Origin of the sequence: Aquipluma nitroreducens, assembly GCF_009689585.1 — a bacterium.
Classification (GTDB): Bacteria; Bacteroidota; Bacteroidia; order Bacteroidales; family Prolixibacteraceae; genus Aquipluma; species Aquipluma nitroreducens.
Map to the genome: position 1 here is coordinate 2,917,726 of NZ_AP018694.1, position 17,766 is coordinate 2,935,491.

13 protein-coding genes are annotated in these 17,766 nt (G+C 43.9%); 9 read left to right on the plus strand and 4 right to left on the minus strand.

Annotation, left to right across the window (positions count from 1 at the left end):
- The first annotated feature begins 52 nt into the window (after nt 1–52).
- Nucleotides 53–841, plus strand: a complete 789-nt coding sequence (locus AQPE_RS12245; protein ID WP_318346783.1) for a GDSL-type esterase/lipase family protein — start codon at nt 53–55, stop codon at nt 839–841.
- 71 nt (nt 842–912) lie between these two features.
- On the opposite strand, the gene AQPE_RS12250 is transcribed toward AQPE_RS12245, so the two are convergent.
- From AQPE_RS12250 to AQPE_RS12260, 3 genes are all read right to left on the minus strand, one after another.
- Nucleotides 913–4,113 carry a glycoside hydrolase family 2 TIM barrel-domain containing protein gene (locus AQPE_RS12250; protein WP_318346784.1) on the minus strand — a complete coding sequence of 1,067 codons (3,201 nt, stop codon included), beginning with the start codon at nt 4,111–4,113 and terminating at the stop codon, nt 913–915.
- A 333-nt stretch (nt 4,114–4,446) separates the two neighbouring features.
- Entirely contained in the window at nt 4,447–5,466 is a 1,020-nt protein-coding gene (locus AQPE_RS12255) for a branched-chain amino acid aminotransferase (protein WP_318346785.1), read from the minus strand.
- 105 nt (nt 5,467–5,571) lie between these two features.
- Nucleotides 5,572–6,381: a DUF2797 domain-containing protein gene (locus tag AQPE_RS12260; RefSeq protein WP_318346786.1), complete on the minus strand. Its 810-nt coding sequence runs from the start codon at nt 6,379–6,381 to the stop codon at nt 5,572–5,574.
- Nucleotides 6,382–6,513: 132 nt separating this feature from the next.
- Here AQPE_RS12260 and AQPE_RS12265 point away from each other — a divergent pair, with 132 nt between their 5' ends.
- The 8 genes from AQPE_RS12265 (at nt 6,514) to AQPE_RS12300 (ending at nt 15,647) form a co-directional block, all read left to right on the plus strand.
- Nucleotides 6,514–6,993 (plus strand): GNAT family N-acetyltransferase, encoded by a 480-nt coding sequence (locus AQPE_RS12265; RefSeq protein ID WP_318346787.1) that lies wholly within the window; start codon nt 6,514–6,516, stop codon nt 6,991–6,993.
- A 71-nt stretch (nt 6,994–7,064) separates the two neighbouring features.
- Nucleotides 7,065–8,384, plus strand: a complete 1,320-nt coding sequence (locus tag AQPE_RS12270; RefSeq protein ID WP_318346788.1) for a glycosyl hydrolase family 8 — start codon at nt 7,065–7,067, stop codon at nt 8,382–8,384.
- A gap of 352 nt (nt 8,385–8,736) precedes the next feature.
- On the plus strand, nt 8,737–9,288 hold the full coding sequence (locus AQPE_RS12275; RefSeq protein ID WP_318346789.1) for an RNA polymerase sigma factor: 552 nt from the start codon (nt 8,737–8,739) through the stop codon (nt 9,286–9,288).
- A gap of 2 nt (nt 9,289–9,290) precedes the next feature.
- Nucleotides 9,291–10,058 (plus strand): zf-HC2 domain-containing protein, encoded by a 768-nt coding sequence (locus AQPE_RS12280; protein WP_318346790.1) that lies wholly within the window; start codon nt 9,291–9,293, stop codon nt 10,056–10,058.
- Between the two features lie 76 nt (nt 10,059–10,134).
- Nucleotides 10,135–10,932 (plus strand): DUF4097 family beta strand repeat-containing protein, encoded by a 798-nt coding sequence (locus AQPE_RS12285; protein ID WP_318346791.1) that lies wholly within the window; start codon nt 10,135–10,137, stop codon nt 10,930–10,932.
- 12 nt (nt 10,933–10,944) lie between these two features.
- Nucleotides 10,945–11,607: a DUF4097 family beta strand repeat-containing protein gene (locus AQPE_RS12290; protein WP_318346792.1), complete on the plus strand. Its 663-nt coding sequence runs from the start codon at nt 10,945–10,947 to the stop codon at nt 11,605–11,607.
- 182 nt (nt 11,608–11,789) lie between these two features.
- The gene (locus AQPE_RS12295; RefSeq protein WP_318346793.1) at nt 11,790–14,531 is read left to right on the plus strand and encodes a family 78 glycoside hydrolase catalytic domain; all 2,742 of its coding nucleotides are present in this window, start codon (nt 11,790–11,792) and stop codon (nt 14,529–14,531) included.
- A 291-nt stretch (nt 14,532–14,822) separates the two neighbouring features.
- Entirely contained in the window at nt 14,823–15,647 is an 825-nt protein-coding gene (locus AQPE_RS12300) for a DUF2971 domain-containing protein (protein ID WP_318346794.1), read from the plus strand.
- 21 nt (nt 15,648–15,668) lie between these two features.
- Here AQPE_RS12300 and AQPE_RS12305 read toward each other — a convergent pair whose 3' ends face one another.
- A complete protein-coding gene (locus AQPE_RS12305) occupies nt 15,669–17,762 on the minus strand; it encodes a family 43 glycosylhydrolase (protein WP_318346795.1) in 2,094 nt (697 codons plus the stop codon).
- Nucleotides 17,763–17,766 lie beyond the last annotated feature (4 nt).

Here is a 17,766-nt window from a genome sequence, read left to right on the forward strand (position 1 = left end):
ATAATACATTGGGATTTTTTATTTTCACACTTTCCTTTAAAACCAATTAAACATGAACCGTTTCAAAATTTCAGGAATCTTCTTTTTTTGCCTGATTACACTGTTTCAACTAGCAGGTATGGCGAAAAACCCGAACGACAAAAAGCTTGATTTGGATATTGTATTTATAGGTAACAGTATTACTTATGGCGCTAATCTGGAGAATCCAAGGCAGGATGCTCCTCCGGTTATTGCTTCAGAAATACTTCGGAAAAAAGCTGGGATCGAATCGGTTCAATTCTCAAACCAGGGAAGAAGTGGATTTACTACCGTAAATTATTTGCCCGATTCGCCCACATTTGCAGAAGTCATTCAGGCGACGAAACTATTGCACACGAATCTGGAACATTCCCTGATCTTTTCAATCAAATTGGGAACTAACGACAGTGCCATTTCCGGCCCCAAAGGAGCACCCGTTTCGAAAGAGGACTACCGAAAAAACATGAAAGCCATTATTGACGAGTTGCTCCGACAGTTTCCTGACGCAAAAGTTGTGATTGAGCAACCCATCTGGTATAGCACGAATACTTACAACCGATCAAAATACCTCGCCGAAGGATTAGCGCGATTACAAAGCTATTTCCCTGAACTGGAATCATTGGTTAAAAGCTATTCGGCAACAAATAAAAATCAGGTTTTTATGGGCGATCGGAAGGGATTTAACTATTTCAGGAAAAATTACCTGACAGATTTGGTGGCAGAAAAAGGCCAGCAGGGAACTTTTTACCTTCATCCAAATCCCAAAGGTGCAGCAAAGCTTGCTAGTTTCTGGGCAGAGGCTATTTATAAGATTCTGAAATAGAAATACAGCAATAAAAAAGACCTGTCCGTTTTGAAATCCGGACAGGTCTTTTCATAAAAATGGATACGGCTTTATTTTTTGGCCACCTTGACCAGGCCTTCCACATCTTTTACTTTCGTAAACGGGACAAGCTTGAATCCGTAGCTGTATTCTTTCTTACTCAGGTGGTACTGAGGAAGTGGTATCCCGCGCCACGACCAGGTGTCGTTTCCACCAAGTCCGGCCTGACCCAAATCGATGTTCACGGTATAAAAACCAGCGGGTTCTAGCTCATTGATATGCTTCGCTTTAGCAATGTTTTCGGCAGTGTATGGCCAAACCGAAGCGTTAAGCGGTTGTTTCCCAACAACCATCAGTCCGCTACCGGTCACATTTTTTAGAGCCAGCCATCGCACTTCGGTATGGTTGCCATTTTCCTGAGGTAACACGTATTGATATATGAAATCCTCCACTTTACCGGAGTAGATGTTCACTTCGGCTGCTTGGTTGCGATCAGAATAATTTTCGTAAGGACCTTTCCCGTAGAAATTCATCAATGCCAAATCGTTTGAAAGCTCAGTACTCATCCCAATTCTCAACGGTTCGGTCAATTTTTCACCAATCTTGGCCTGATAATTTACTTCTACAATTCCGTCACCCGAAACTTTGTACGAGAGCTGCATGTCCAAACCTTTGTCGCTTTTTAGGTTGGCAATAACCAACTTAGTAATTCCTTCATCCAGAACCTTCATCTGAACAAGTTTTAAACTTGCGGCAACCAAAGGCCAATCTGATAAATTCTTCGTTACCTGCCAGGCGGCAAAATCATTGTCGGTAATTGGTCGCCAGAAATTAGGCTGCAATTGCCCAATCAACATATCTTTACCCTGAAACTGGTATTTGGTCAGGTATCCCGAAGTTTTATCGAAGGTCACTTTAAAATCTTTGGCACCCACAATCAGATTCTTTTCTGAATCTTCAAATACCTGAACCGCAATTTTCGATGCTATTTGCTGAATTGGTTTTGCTTCTTTCACCAAGAATTGTTGCTTGGCAATTTCATGACCTCTTTTAGCATACAATTCATCTTTGGCTAATTTCACACTTACCTTCAGCCACACTTCGCCAGTGCATTTCGACAGATCGAAATCAACGCCGAAAAGCTTTGATTCGCCGGGTAAAACATTGAATGCACCTAAGCTTGCTGTGCCGATATCTTTTCCGTTTTCGGTCAGAGTCCAGCGAATATCAAATTCATTCAGATTACGAAATTCGAACCTGTTTCTGATCCTGAATTGCATTTTGTCCTGATCGTAAGCTGAAATAACGACGGGTTGGAATACATATTTACATTCTTCTGTTGCTCCTTTTGCTGTTCGGTCGGGGCTGATGAGACCATTGATACAGAAGTTTGCATCGTTCGGCTGGTCGCCATAATCGCCTCCATATGCCCACCATTTCCGACCTTGGGCATCTGTACGCGCAATTCCCTGATCAATCCAGTCCCAGATAAAACCACCCATCAGGTTCTTTTTACTATGAATAACATTCCAGTACTCCATCAGGTTACCTGTTGAGTTTCCCATGGAATGGGCATATTCGCACATCACGATTGGCCGTTTGATATATGGGCTTTCAGATAGCCCTTTCAATTGGTCGATTGTTGGGTACATCCGGCTTACCATATCGACATACCAGGTGTCGTCAGGATTGGCCAGGTATGGATTTTTACGAAATTCGGGTGATCCGTAAGCTTTGTAATCCTTGTTATTGGGGTCTCCCTGAGCGCCTTCGTAATGAATCGGACGTGTTGGATCGAAATCTTTAACCCAGCCGGCTGCAGCTGCGTGGTTCGGGCCAGTACCCGATTCGTTTCCAAGCGACCAGGTGATAATGGACGCATGGTTTTTATCACGTTCGACCATCCGGATAACCCTGTCGGCAAAAGCAGTGTGCCACGAAGGCTGATTGGTTAAGTATCCGGAAGCATGATGGGTTTCGATGTTTGCCTCGTCGAAAACATACAAACCATATTGGTCGCACAAGTCGTAAAAATACGGATCGTTCGGGTAATGACAAGTACGTACGGCGTTCAGGTTGTACTGTTTCATCAGTAAAACATCTTTCAACATTTCATCGCGAGTAACGGTTTTTCCTCCTGTCTCGCTGTGATCGTGCCGGTTTACTCCGTATAATTTCACCGGTTTGCCGTTTACCAGGAATACGCCATCCTGAATGCGGATGTCGCGGAATCCGATTTTGCTGCTTCTCGATTCAAGTACATTACCTTTTTCGTCCTTCAAGGTTAAAACCAAAGTGTATAAAACCGGCAACTCGGCCGACCATTTTTGCGGCGATTCAACTTTTGTTTCCAGAAGTGCGAACTTCACATTGTCGCGCTGCGGATATTCTTCGTAAGCAATCTTGCTCAAATCAATTTTCAAAGGTTGAGCAAATTTTGGTTTGTCGGTTGGGCTGTAAAGCATGGCTTCAACTGTCCAACCTTCAATGTTAATGCTGTCTTTCATGGTAACCACCGGACGAATTTGCAACAGAGCATCTTTTAGATTTTCATCGAATTTGGTACGGACAAAGAAGTCGTTCAACGCAACCCGTGGCTGCGCCAAAAGCATGACTTCGCGATGAATACCGCTCATTCGCCAATGATCCTGATCTTCGAGATAGCTTCCATCCGACCAACGGAAAACCTGAACGGCAACAGTGTTCTTTCCTTTCTGAACTTTTTCTGTCACATCAAATTCAGCAGGCAAACAACTGTCTTCGCTATAACCAACCATTTGTCCGTTAACCCAAACATAGAATGCTGATTTAACGCCACCAAAATGCAGGATGATTTGCTTTCCGTCCCAATCGGCAGGGATTTCAAACGTGCGGAAATAGGAACCTACAGGGTTTGTCCGTGTTATAAATGGCGGACGGTTCGGAAAAGGATAGGTCGAATTGGTGTAAATCGGCGTTCCATAACCTTTCATTTCCCAGCACGACGGAACTTCAATTTTATCCCAGCCCGAGACTTTTGCTTCAGCGGAATAAAAATCCATCGGACGGATTTTCGAATCAGCTTCGAAATGAAACATCCATTGCCCATTGAGCGACAGGAGTCGTGCCTGTGAACGATCACCTTTCAGGGCCTGATCTTCCGACGAAAATGAATACGAGGTGGCACGGGCTGGCATTTTGTTGCGCCCGATTACTGATTGGTCTTCCCAGTCGTTTTGTGCAAACGCAGTTAACGACAGGAAAGCAAATAGCAGTGAAATAATTTTATTCATGATTTATTGATTATGGTTATAGGTGCATTGCAAATTACAGAATATAGACGGTTTCGGTTATGATTTTACTTATTTGAAATCATAAAAAAAGTTAAAGAACAGGTTTTAAATCTACTGTCAGACTTCGGCGTGAACTCAGTCGAACGCTAAAGCAGACGGCAAAGAATAATGCGTTGATCATTATCCGAGTAATATTTTTTGCCATTACATTTATGTGACGGAAAACAGAAATTACATCATTATTGGGCTTTAGCCCTATGGTTTACACCAAATTAAACTAAAAACCCCATCTGGAATTTCCAAACGGGGTTTTAAAATATTGTTTTTGCTTTTTTATTCAACAATGGTTATCCAACCGTGAGTGTCTGGTTCGTCGCCATATTGAATGCCACGCAACTTTTTGTAGAGTTTTTCGCTGATAGGCCCCGGCTTACCATCTTTGGTAAACACGTATGAGATTTTTTCATCGTAATCGTCAATCCGCTCAATAGGACTAATCACCGCAGCAGTTCCGCAGGCGCCGGCTTCATCAAATGTTGCCAGTTCTTCCACCGGAATCTGACGACGTTCCACTTTCATTCCCATGTCTTCGGCCAAAACCATCAAACTTTTGTTGGTTATCGATGGCAAAATTGAACTCGATTTTGGTGTGACGTAGGTGTTGTTCTTGATTCCGAAGAAATTGGCAGCGCCGCATTCGTCGATGTATTTCTTTTCGATGGCATCGAGATAGAATACGTTCGAATAACCCATTTGGTGTGCTTTTTCACCTGCAACCAAGCTGGCTGCATAATTTCCACCTACTTTATATTTTCCCATCCCGAGAGGTGCCGAGCGGTCGAATTCGCGCATGATGACAAACGGAGTTGTCTGGAAACCGCCTTTAAAGTATGGGCCTACAGGGGTTACAAACAGAATGAACATGTATTCGTTGGCAGGTTTTACGCCAACTTGTGCACCGGTTCCGAACAAAAACGGACGAATATATAAAGCCGCTCCCGATTCGTATGGCGGAACAAAACGCTCGTTCAATTTCACTGCTTTAACAATAGCTTCTTCAAATTTTTCAATCGGAAGTACAGCCATCATTGTTCCCATGCTCGAATCCTGCATCCGTTTGGCATTCTCATCCATCCGGAATACCCGTATTTTATTGTCGGCTCCGCGAAATGCTTTCAAACCTTCGAACGATTCTTGTCCGTAATGAATGCAAGTGGCAGCCATGTGCATCGTTACCATTTCGCTGTCGCTAACTTCCAGTTCGCCCCATGCTCCATTTTTGTATGTACAACGGATGTTGTAATCCGTTTTCATATACCCAAATCCTAAATTTTGCCAGTCTATAGTTTCCATAATCAAATGAGTAGTTTGTCAATCCAAGTTTTTTGGAGTGATAAATTAACGAAAAAAAAACCGGAGAAGGAAGGATAAAAAACCTGTTTCTCCAAATTTAGTAATTTAGTCAATTGCACTGATTTCCAGAAAATATCCGTTGTGCTTTCTGATGTTCAGCACCCTTCCGTCCGAAAAAATCAGGTATTGGCCTTTTATTCCATTCAGTATTCCCGAAATCTCAGGATCTTTATCGAACGAAACACTGGCAATTTTCTCCGGGAACTCGGAACATGGATAGTTCATTTTCCAGATGTGGTTGTCTGGATGTAAATACTGCTGCAACTCGGCTGGGAGCAATTGGTACGCTTTCTCCTTTTCCTCCGGAAGATTGTATTCCTGAACCGTTTTATTCTGAAGCATGGAACGCCAGTTGGTCTTGTCAGAGAAAAAGTTTTTCAGGTAAACTTCAATCACTCCTGAAATGTGGCGGTTGGGCGTTCTGGCCAGAATAATGGCTTCGCTTGCACCTTGGTCGATCCAGCGCGTAGGCACCTGGTGATGGCGGGTTACCCCAACTTTCAATTCTCCGGAAACGGCAAGATAGACGAAATGGTCAATCAGGTCGTGTTCGCGGGCCCAGTCCATGTCGCGTGCGATGCCCAGGTGAGCTTTCGACAACTCAGGACGCATCACGGTTTCGCTGGCTTCAGGAGCAGTTTGCAAACAGTTGTAACAAAAGCCTTGGCCAAAAGAAGTTTTGGTTCGCTTTCCACACGAAATGCAGTTGATTTGCCCGGTAAATTTCAGACTGATCGATTTCCCGATCAAATTGTTCATCGGTAATTCGGTTTCTCCAATCGGAAGAAAATACTGAACCGGATTGGCAAATTCAGAGCGCATTTTGATGATATTTCCTGAACCAAGCATAGTCATTGGGTTTTATTTCAATACAAAGAAACAAATTGTTGCCGAATTGGTAACAGTTGCCCGGATGAAAAGGTTTGATGCAAACAGCACGATAAAAGAAAGTGATTGGCAAATTGATAAATTTTCTATTTTTAGGGTATGACAATAAGCAACTTTGAACGATTGGTACAACTGGCTGACGAAGTTTTTGCCGTTAAAAGTGATCCGAGTCAACTTGATGTCAATGCCGAGGTGTTGGAACGCCTATACAAGCTTCATCCGGCAACCGTTTCTGCATTCGACGATGGAAATGGACCAGTTGCCTGGGTTTTGCTCATCCCGACCACACTCGATTTGATGAACCGGTTTCTTGGAAAACAGATTTCTGAAAAAGAACTTTTCGACCTGACCCCGATTGAAGCCAAATTCGATGCGGTTTATCTTTGCTCTGCACTTGTTTTGGAAGAATTCCGCCGGAAAGGAATCGCCAAACAGCTTGCTTTAACTGCTATTGATAACATGCGCGAAATGCATCAGTTGAAAGCAGTTTTTGTCTGGGCTTTCACTCCTGAAGGTGATTCGGCTGCCGAAACCATTGCAAATTTAGCGAAGTTGCCGCTTTATAAAAGGGAGAAATAAACAGTTCCGTTAGCTATCCCAGATTAGTATTAAATACAGAACCTAACCCAGATCATCTTCAAACAATAACTATGAAAAGATTTCTAATCCTTGCAATTTTCTCTTTCTCGCTTCTGAGTTTATGCTTCGCTCAAACAGTAACCACTTCAGGTGATTGTAACAATGACATTAAAGATTCCCGCGGAAAAATGATCCCCTGGGAAAAGGGCGCCTTTGAAACTGGCAAATACCGTAACGTTTTTCTTGAAGCCGGTTATAAGCAAACTGACATTGATGCCAAGCTTGCCAAAGCTTATTACGATGTTTTTGAAGGATCCAATAAAGTGTATTTCGAAGTGGAAGATTCAATGGCTTATGTTTCTGATCTAAAAAACCACGATGCGCGCACTGAAGGACTTTCATACGGACTGATGGTGGCGGTACAACTGAATAAAAAAGAAGTCTTCGACAAGCTTTGGCGTTGGACAAAGAAATACATGCAGCATCAGGGTGGCGCCCGCGATGCTTATTTTGCCTGGAGTGTCGACAATAAAACCTTCAGGCAAAATTCGCCAGGTTCGGCCTCCGATGGAGAATTGTATTTTGTGACCGATTTGCTATTTGCTTCTAATCGTTGGGGCAACGACACCGGAATTGATTATTATAAGGAAGCCCGCCGGATTTTGGACGCCATGTGGAGCAAAGATGGAACGCAAGGCGTGACCAATGTGATTAATACCGAACACAAACAAATCACCTTTGTGCCCGATAAAGGTGGCTACAACTGGACTGATCCATCGTATCACCTGCCAGCTTTTTTTGAAGTTTGGGCCACATATGCCAAAGATGGGCACGAGCAGTTTTACCGCGATTGTGCCGATACTTCGAGAGTTTACCTGCATCGAGCCTGTAATCGTGCCACTGCATTGAATTCTGATTATGCCGAATTTAGCGGTGCACCACGGAATTTCTGGAGAATGAAACCGGCCTTCCGGTACGATTCGTGGCGAGTTCCAATGAACATTGCAATGGATTATTCGTGGTATGCCAAAGACATCAAATGGCAGCAGGATTACGGCAAGCGGATTCAGAACTTCCTGTTCTGCCGTGGCATCGACACCTTCGAAGATCAGTTTATGCTGGATGGATCTTTACCTGAGCAGAAAGAAATTCTTCAGGCTGGTGGCTATCAAAAGCTACGGCATTCATTGGGGTTGGTAGCCACTTCCGGAGCCGCTTCGCTCATGGGAACTCAGGCTAAAAGCTGGAAGTTTGTCGATGGTGTTTGGAATGCCAAACTTGAGCCATACGCCGATGGTTATTTCGATCCGTATTTCGATGGATTACTTTACTTGTTTAGCGTGATGCACCTGAGTGGGAACTACCGGATTATTACGCCGGAGATGAAATAATTGTGGTTGTCTCAAAAGTCAAAGTTTAGTAAATGAAGCTTATAAATTGTGGTTACCTTCATTTCACCCCACCAAACCTCCCCTAAATGGGAGGCTTTGAAGTCCCCTTCAGGGGATTTAGGGGTTTTAGTATTAATGGTACTTTCAAATCGTAAGTTTGTGATTAGCTAATATCACTTTTGAAACAACCCCATTAAATTACAGCTCCCTTCGACAGGCTCAGGGAGCGACTTGCTTGATGACAAAACAAAAAAACAGAAAATATTTTCACCCTCCGTGTAACGAATCGACTTTCCTGAAGGTATTGTTTTCAGATAAGCGAATTTTAAAGCAAACTGATTCCAAATTTTACATGACTGAACGGTTAAGCGACGAACAATTGATGAAGCATCTGGCGCAAGGCGATAACAAAGCTGCCGCCGTACTTTACGACAGGTATTACAAAAACGTGTACGGCTATTTTGTCCGGATGACGCGTGACGTCGATGCGAGTCGCGACCTGACACAGAATGTTTTCATGAAAATTATCCGTTACAGTCAGAGTTGGAAGGAGGACCGGGTTTTTATGCATTGGCTTTTCCGGATTGCACGAAACATCATGGTCGACTATTTCAGGGGAGCGCGAAAATTTTACGATCTGAATGATGAACCTGAAATTGCAGTGCGTGATCAGGCCGATTCGGTCAGGGCGATGGAAGCCCGCGAGTCGTACGATTTTCTGCTCGAAGCCATGGAAAAACTTCCGCCCGGTTATCGCGAATTGATTGAATTGAATCGGTTTCAGGGATTTTCGTACAAGGAAATTGCCGCGACCATCGAATCGAACGAAAATGCCGTGAAAGTGAAAACCTTCAGGGCAATCCAAAAGCTGAAAGAGATTTATACTCAAATAATAATGGATTGATTATGAAATGCGAAGAGGTAAATATAAATCTTCCTGAATACATCGACAGGAAATTGGATGAAACGACATCAGCCGCGATACGGAGTCATCTGGAAAGCTGCCCATCGTGCAAAGCACTTCACAGCGAGTTGAGTTCATTCATAAACTATATGGATTCGTTTCCAGCTCCGGAAGTTCCGGAAGGAATGAAAGAAGAATTTGAAGGAATGGTGGCTTCGCTTGGAAATCAGGAGAAGAAGAAAATTCGTCTCGTTCCGATGTGGACAAAGATTGCAGCAATGATGGTATTCGCGTTTGGGACGTATTGGTTGGGATTTCAGATTGGTTCACGGAAAGGCGAAATTGTGCAGAACCAACTGACTTCAGAACTTTCAACTCAAAAGCAGCAGGTTTTGCTGGCCAGTTTGCGTGAGTACACCGGGCCACAGAAAATCGATGCGGTTTACAGCATCAGCACCACCGGAAATGTTAGCACTGAATTGATTGATGCTTTGGTTAACACCATGAACACCGATAAAAATGCAAATGTACGTTTGGCCGCCATTTCAGCTCTTTCAGAAATGATGGGAAAAAACGACCGGATCAAAACGGAACTTATTAAATCGCTGACGGTTCAGGAAAATCCATTGCTGCAAATTTCGCTTATCCAGGTACTGACCGAAAAAGGCGTAAAAGAAGCCAAACATCAGATTGAAAGTATTTCAAATAATGAAAAAACCGACGAAAGCGTAAAAGCTTATGCCAAGGATATGATGAAAACGATCATATAAAATCGGGAAGTGATGAAGCAGCCGGCGCGACTCGCAAACCTGATCAGTTAAATTTTAAATTAAAAAATTATTAGCCATGAAAAGAATTGCTATCATATTTACAGTACTTGTTTTTCCCTTTATCGTGATGGGACAGACCAAAAAATTTGAATACACGCCCAAAGTGAAGGGTAAAATTGAAATTACGAATTTGCTGGGCGAAATAGCGCTGCAAAATTCGGGCAGTGGGGCTATCGTAATTGAATCGGATTTTAATCTGGAACGTCCAGACCGTGCGGCTGGGCTTAAACTGCTGGGTTCGGCCGAAGACAACACCGACCTCGGAGTGAATGTCAGCGAAGAAAACGGAGTGGTCAGCATTCAGGGAGCAACCCGTCAGGTGCGCGACTACAAGTATAAAATTCTTATTCCAACCGGAATGGCGGTTAACCTCGACTACGGAAGTCCGTTTGCCAAAGAAGATGTAACTGTCGATTCGTTTACCGGAAGTCTGGAGATCAAAACACTCAATGCCAATGTGAAGATTACCAAATCGTCGGGTCCGTTTACGGTCAATTCCATCAGCGGTGATGTGGAAGTTGTTTTCGACAAAATCAATCAGAGCGAACCAAGCTCGTTGGCAACAGTGAGTGGATTGGTTGACGTAACCTTACCCGGAACTGAAAAAGCCAATATCGAAATCAGCACTATCAACGGAAATGTATTCAACAACCTTGACCTGAAATCTACCGAGAAACCTACCGAGAAAGACAAACTTGCTTACGGGATGGATGTCATCAGGATGCGGGGCGGAAATTCGTACACACTCAACGGCGGCGGCCAGAAAGTCTATCTGAAAAGCATTTCAGGAAACATTTACCTGCGCAAACGCTAAATCCGTACAGTCATGAAAAAGTACATTTTAGCTGCCATTTTGATGGTGGCCACACTCAGTACAGCCTTTTCGCAAAAGGTGATAATCAAAAATCTGGAAGTTTCAGGAAAAAAAGTTGGATTGAAATTCGACTTTGCTGACAGCATCCGCATTGAGGCCTGGAGCAAAAATACCGTTGAACTGGAAGTTTCGGTGAACATCGATAACAACCGTTTTAACGAATACTTCAAACTAAATGAAAATAGTTTCTCCGGAGACATTGATCTGGTTGAAAAAATCGATTTCGAGGCGATAAAAAAGATAAAAGGCACTGGCAACAACTGCAACTTCGATAAAATGATCCGCTACAAGCTGAAAGTGCCATCTAGTCTTGAGTTTAGCCTGAAAACCATTGCCGGACAGGTTATTCTGCAAGGCTCGCTTGGAAAAATTTCGGTCAATTCAATCAGCGGTTTTATCGATTATGCTGTTCCGGCAAGCATGAAAGCCCGGATCAACCTTTCTACAGTAACCGGCGATGTGTATTCGGATGTGAAATTCGACAATAGGCCTTCGAAAGAAATGAGCTGGGTGGGCACCAAACGCGACCTGACTCTTAACAGCGGAACCCTGCCCATTAAACTCGAAACCGTAAGCGGAAATATTTACCTGCGTAAATCGAAGCAACTGAATTAAGTAATACATAGAGCACTGGTTTTAATTTCACAGAAGAAAGCCATTTCGGAAACGGGATGGCTTTTTCGTTTTGAATTTTGTGAATCGAAATAGAAACGGATTTATTCCCAAATTCCTGAAATCAGAAGCGCTATTTCTTCAGGTTTTTATTTTACTTTTAAAATCTAAACCAACCCGAACCCATGAAACTTAAGATTCTTATTTTCCTGCTCGCCTTTTTTGCGTTTAAACTTGCAGAAGCCAAACTTTTTCCAACACAACTTACCTGTGAATATCTTAAAAATTCGCCTTTAGTTGATGTTCCTCATCCACGATTGGCTTGGATAAATATTGCAGAATTGGGAGAGCGTGGGCAACAGCAAACGGCTTTTCAGATTAGGGTGGCTACTTCAGCCAGCGCACTCGAAAATCCTGATATGTGGGATAGTGGTAAGGTAAAATCTGATCAATCGACACGTGTTGAGTACAATGGAAAAACCTTGATGTCGCGGCAGGAATGCTGGTGGCAGGTGCGTGTTTGGGATCGTGAGGACAAAACATCGGATTGGAGCCAACCTGTCATGTGGCGGATGGGGCTGCTTCAGGCAACTGACTGGAAAGCAGAGTGGATTGGCGCTCCATGGCAGGGCGAGGAAGCCTTGTCGAAACAGGGAAACACGAATACGACATTGGCGCAGTTGCCCCCGCCAGCTCCCCTGTTCAGAAAAGAATTTGTTATTCAGAAGACAATAGCCAAGGCTGTTGCGTATGTAACCGGATTGGGATATTTTGAGCTTTATGTGAATGGCGAAAAAGTTGGCGACGACGTGTTGGTGCCCAATCAGACCAATTACGGCAAACGCCCCGGATTAGTTGATGCTGGCTTGCCTTTGAAAGACGATTTCTGTGAATACCGCGTAATGTATCTGGCTTATGATGTTACTAAAATGATCCGGAATGGCGCAAATGTGGTTGGCAGTATTTTGGGAAATGGTTTTTATAACCCATCAAAATCATGGGCCGAAGGATATGGTTCTCCCCGTTTTTTAGGGCAGGTTCACATCACATATACCGATGGAACTGAAGATGTAATTGTGAGCGATCAAACCTGGAAAGCTTCCAAAAGTGCTATCCTGATGGACATGGTTTACTATGGTGAACATTACGATGCCCGATTGGAACAACCCGGATGGTGTTCTCCGGGATTCGACGATTCGGCCTGGCAGTCGGTCGTAAAACGCAAAGCTCCTGAAGGGAAACTGGTTACTCAAACTTCAGAATCCGATAAAGTTACACTCCGTATTCTTCCACGTTCAATTGAAAAGACTAAAGAAGGAAATTATAAAGTTGACTTTGGAGTTGAGATTTCCGGAAGACTTCGGCTTAACCATATTTCTGGTCCGGCAGGTCAGAAAATTGAAATCAAATACCTCTGCAACACCTATTCGGGCGACAACTCCTACATCTGCAAAGGCGGCGGTGATGAGTCGTATGCCTCCCGTTTCAATTGGTTTGTATTTAGCGCTGTTGAGATTTTGAACTGGCCTGGCGAACTAAAACCCGAAGATATTACTGCCGAAGCTGTTAACACGGATGTGGAAGAATCGGCAAAGTTTGAGACCTCCAATTCGCTTTTCAACGACATCAACAAAGCCTGGAAGCGCAGCCAGTTGGACAACATGCACGGCGGAATTGCCAGCGACTGTCCGCACCGCGAACGTTCGGCATATACCGGCGATGGCCAGGTGTCGTGCGTAACCGTGATGCATAATTTCGACGCAAAATCATTCTATTTCAAGTGGATAAAAGATATCCTCGGAGCTCAGGATGCAGAAACTGGTTATGTACCCAATGGCGCTCCCTGGCAACCCGGATGCGGCGGCGGTGTGGCGTGGGGCGCGGCAATCTGCATTATGCCCTGGGAATTTTACCTGCACTACGGAGCGCTTGACGAGTTGAAAGACAATTATGAGGGCATGAAAGGTTACATTCGCTACATGCAAACCTGGGTCGATCAGGATGGAATCATGTTTTCGCAACGTCCCGGTAAAGATGGAAACCCGCTACAATGGTTTAACCTGGGCGAGTGGGTGGCTCCGGGCAAAACGGTTCCCGATAATCTGGTTCACACATTTTACTTTTGGCGTTGTGCCGATTTAACGGCCAAAGCCGCCAACGCACTGAACAAGCCCGACGAAGCAAAGTTTTACGCCGGCATGGCCGAAAAAACGAAGCAGGCTTTCCATAAAAAATTCTTCGATGCTCAAAACGGAACCTATGGAGCTGGTGGCGGTAATATTTTGGCCCTGAAAATGGGCGTTCCGGCCGATCAGTATCCGCGTGTCATTGCGTCGCTTCGGGCCGATATTAAAGCGAACGACGGCCATTTGGATACCGGTATTTTCGGCACACAATTCTTTTTCGAAGTGCTTTCGGAAAACGGTATGCACGATTTGGCTTACGAAGCGCTGAACAAACGCACCATGCCAAGTTTCGGTTACGGACTTGCACAAGGCGCCACAACTACCTGGGAACAATGGGACGGGAAAAACTCGCAGAACCACCCCATGTTTGGCGGCGGATTGGTTTGGTTTTACCGAAAACTTGCAGGTATGAATGCAGATCCAGATCAGCCAGGTTACCGACACATCATTTTTAAACCACAACCTGTTGCCGATATCAGTTACGTTACTTATTCGAACAACACTGCTTTGGGCGAAGCCGGAATTACCTGGAAAAATGAGGACGGTAAATTTCTGATGGATATTACCGTGCCGGCTGGCAGTAAAGCAACCGTTTTTGTTCCCTCCGGAGATATCAGCAGTTTGAAAGAAAGCAGCTATCCAATCAAACAATCAAAAGGCGTGCATCTTGTTTCTACCGGAAAGGATACGATTGTACTTGATGTGGAATCGGGAAAATATCAGTTTGAGGTCAACAAATAAACAACTCCATTGATCGAAGCGTCATGCCGAACTTGTTTCGGCATCTCTGCTGCTATGGAGAATGCTCCCTTCGACTGCTTCGCGCTCAGGGAGCGGCGCATTGAAAGAGAATTCGTTGGAATAAACAGAAATATTCGCACACTCAGCTCCCTGAGCAGTTCTAGGCGTGTCGAAGGGAGTCCTCGATTAGAATGTCGAAGGCAATTGCTCTTAAAAGGTAGCGAAATCAATATGTAATGTGTTATATTTGAAACTACATAAGGCGATTCTAATATTTCATAAAATTTGACCATGGCAGAAAAATTAAAAGATTTCGACGTGGAATTACAATCAGGTAAGTACCTTTTCAAATACTGCAAGTTTGACGTTAATGCATTGCAAATAATCATTAATAAAACGCTTTATTTTTGTTCTCCAGATAAATTAAATGATCCTCTGGATTCCAATTTTGATATAGAAATAACTAATCCGAATAATTTTAAAGAGAAAACAAGAGACAATATCAAATATTCAGGTTTCCCTTTAAGTGAGGACGTAAAACTTCTATTAAAAGACTACGGATCAGTAATGGGCAATGTCAAGAGTCAGAAAAAGTTGTTTGAAGGTTATTTTAAATATATGCAAAATACCTTTCTTGGAATTTGCTCCTTCTCAACAAAAATAAAAGATGGAAATTTACTTTGGTCCCATTATGCTAATGAAGCTAAGGGTTTATGTCTAGTATTTGATAAAGAAAAGCTTGTTGAGTCATTAAGTCAAAAACTAGGGTTTGGCTATAGAATACTAAAGGGGAATTTAGATTATGATGGAATAAAACCACTTTTAGTTAAAATTACAGAAGATAATGATTTAGAATACAGTTTCAGTCACTTGTTCTCTAAAACGAAGCATTGGTCAAGTGAAGAAGAATATCGAATAGTATTAGAAAAATACGAATCTAGCCCTTTTGATTTTGGTTATAGTATGTTTTACCCATTTTTGAAATTTGATGACAGCTGTTTAGAATTTATAATCTGGGGGGAAAGGATTTTAGAAGAACATTCTCAACTTTTATTAAAATTAAAAGACGAACATGTTTTCGCTGCAGAATTACTTAACCATGAGTTTGATCGGTAAAAAACGTGACAACTATTTCACTTACAGATTTTTACCCATCTCTGATCTACCGCTTTCACCCAGCGCTTCAATCGCAAAATAGTAGCTTGTTCCTCTATCCATTCCGCGGAAATTGTAGTTTGTTGCACTGTTTATTGTTATGCAGTTGTACAGTTTGCCGGGCGATACGCCGTACCAAATGTTGTAATCATAAGCTCCTTTTGTCGGACTCCAGTTAATCATTGCATTACGCGGGTCGGCTGCCGACCGGTCCACTTTAAAATTGCTGACTTGCGCAGGTTTTTCACCCTTTGCCAGACCAAACACCCTAAAATCGCTAATGGCAAATGAGCCGGTTGGCATGTGAATATTTTCAATTTTCAGGTAGCGGGTGTTGACAGGCTTTTGCAGTTCCACGTAGTCGTGCGGTACATCGCGGTTGTTGTCGCTTTTGTCAATCAGCAGCGTCCAGTTTTGGCCGTCAACCGATTGGGATATGCGATACTGGTGGTACAAATCCATTGCTTTGTTGTGCTGAAAAGCCTTGTGCTCGTAGTAGTTGATTTGCAGCGCGCGCACCTCTTTCACACCGCCCAAATCCATTTGCAGCCATTCACCTGGATTGCCGGTTCGAGCCGCCCAATAGGTGCGCATATTGTCGTCGGAAGCATTCTTTGCAATCAAATCGCCATCTGTAGAAGAAACAGTAACGGGCTTTTGGTAGGAGAGGAGCATCCATCCGGCGAAAGTTCCGCTTCGGTGGTCGGTTGTTTGAGTCGGATTCAAGCAGGGATAATCGCCGTATCCGGTTGAAACGTACATCGTGCCATCTTCATCAAATCCGGCGGGGTAAATGCCTATACGCCGCTCGAATTTGTATTTGAGTGACAACATGCAGGTTGCCACATGCCAGTAATTTCCGTAGTTATCGGCAAAGGTTCCGCCATGCCCCGCGCCTTGCACAAATCCACCTGGCTTATACGACACCGGGTTGTGCTTTTGATAGGTGAACGGTCCCAGCGGATGATCGGCCACATAAACGCCATCGGCATACACCTTAAATTCGGTTCCGGGAGCTCCATACTGAAAATAGTATTTGCCCTTGTGTTTGGTCACGAAACTGCCTTCGGTAAAGGGCGCCAGCGTGGTACTGTCGTCGTTGTTCATGCCAAAACGTTCCCAACCGTGAAGGTCGGGTTTCAGCATCGTTATATCGGTGATTTTGTTTTTCGGGTAAAAGTTGGTACGATCCAGTTCAACGCCTTTCAGCGGCCATTCGTTGCTCGAACCGTAATACATATACAGCCGCTTATCGTCGTCGAGGAAAAATGCCGGATCCCAAAACGGCAGTGATACCGATTCAATTTTCCGCTTGAAGCGACCGCTTTTTGGGTCGGTACTGTACCAAACGGGCAATCCGCGGTAGGTTGATCCGGTGTAAAACAATGTGTCGCCGCTCACGTAAGCTGTGGGGGCGCACTGGTCGTCGTCGGTTGGGGTTCGCTGGAAACTGGCGTACACAAATTCCCAATGGCTTAAATCTTTGGAGTAATGAAATCCGCCCTGATTAGTCGAGAACAGGAAATATTCGCCTTTGTAATTCACCAGCATCGGGTCGGCCGAAGAGCGGAATGACCCATTTGGCTTCACATTGTTGTTATACGGTTCGAAATTGTAGCTGATGTTTACCGGGTTGCAAAAGGTTTTTGGGTGATCGTTCAACGGGTCGAACGATTCAGTTGCCCGCGCTTTTTCATTTTTTGTGGAAGTGATTTTTTGTGGTGTCAGTTTAAAATCAACCTTTTTTCCCAACCGTTTCACGTTTAACGGAGTCATTTCCATTCCGGGGTAATACACCACCATGATGGTATCGCCATAATCGGCAATGCGGTACATTCCGTTGGCGTCGGTATTGTCGTGCGCCGGACTGTATTGATACATTACTGTAGCACCTTCCAGCGGTTTGCCATCAGGACCCAAAACCTGTCCACTTCGGAATTTCTTCTTTTTTACAGTGATGGTATAATCGCTCACCTGTCCTTTCACCACAATAATGCTGTCTTCTGGCTCCTGAGCTTTTGCCTGAAAGGAAACCGAAAAAAGGAAGCAGAAAAGGGGAAGGAGTAGGTTTTTCATGGCA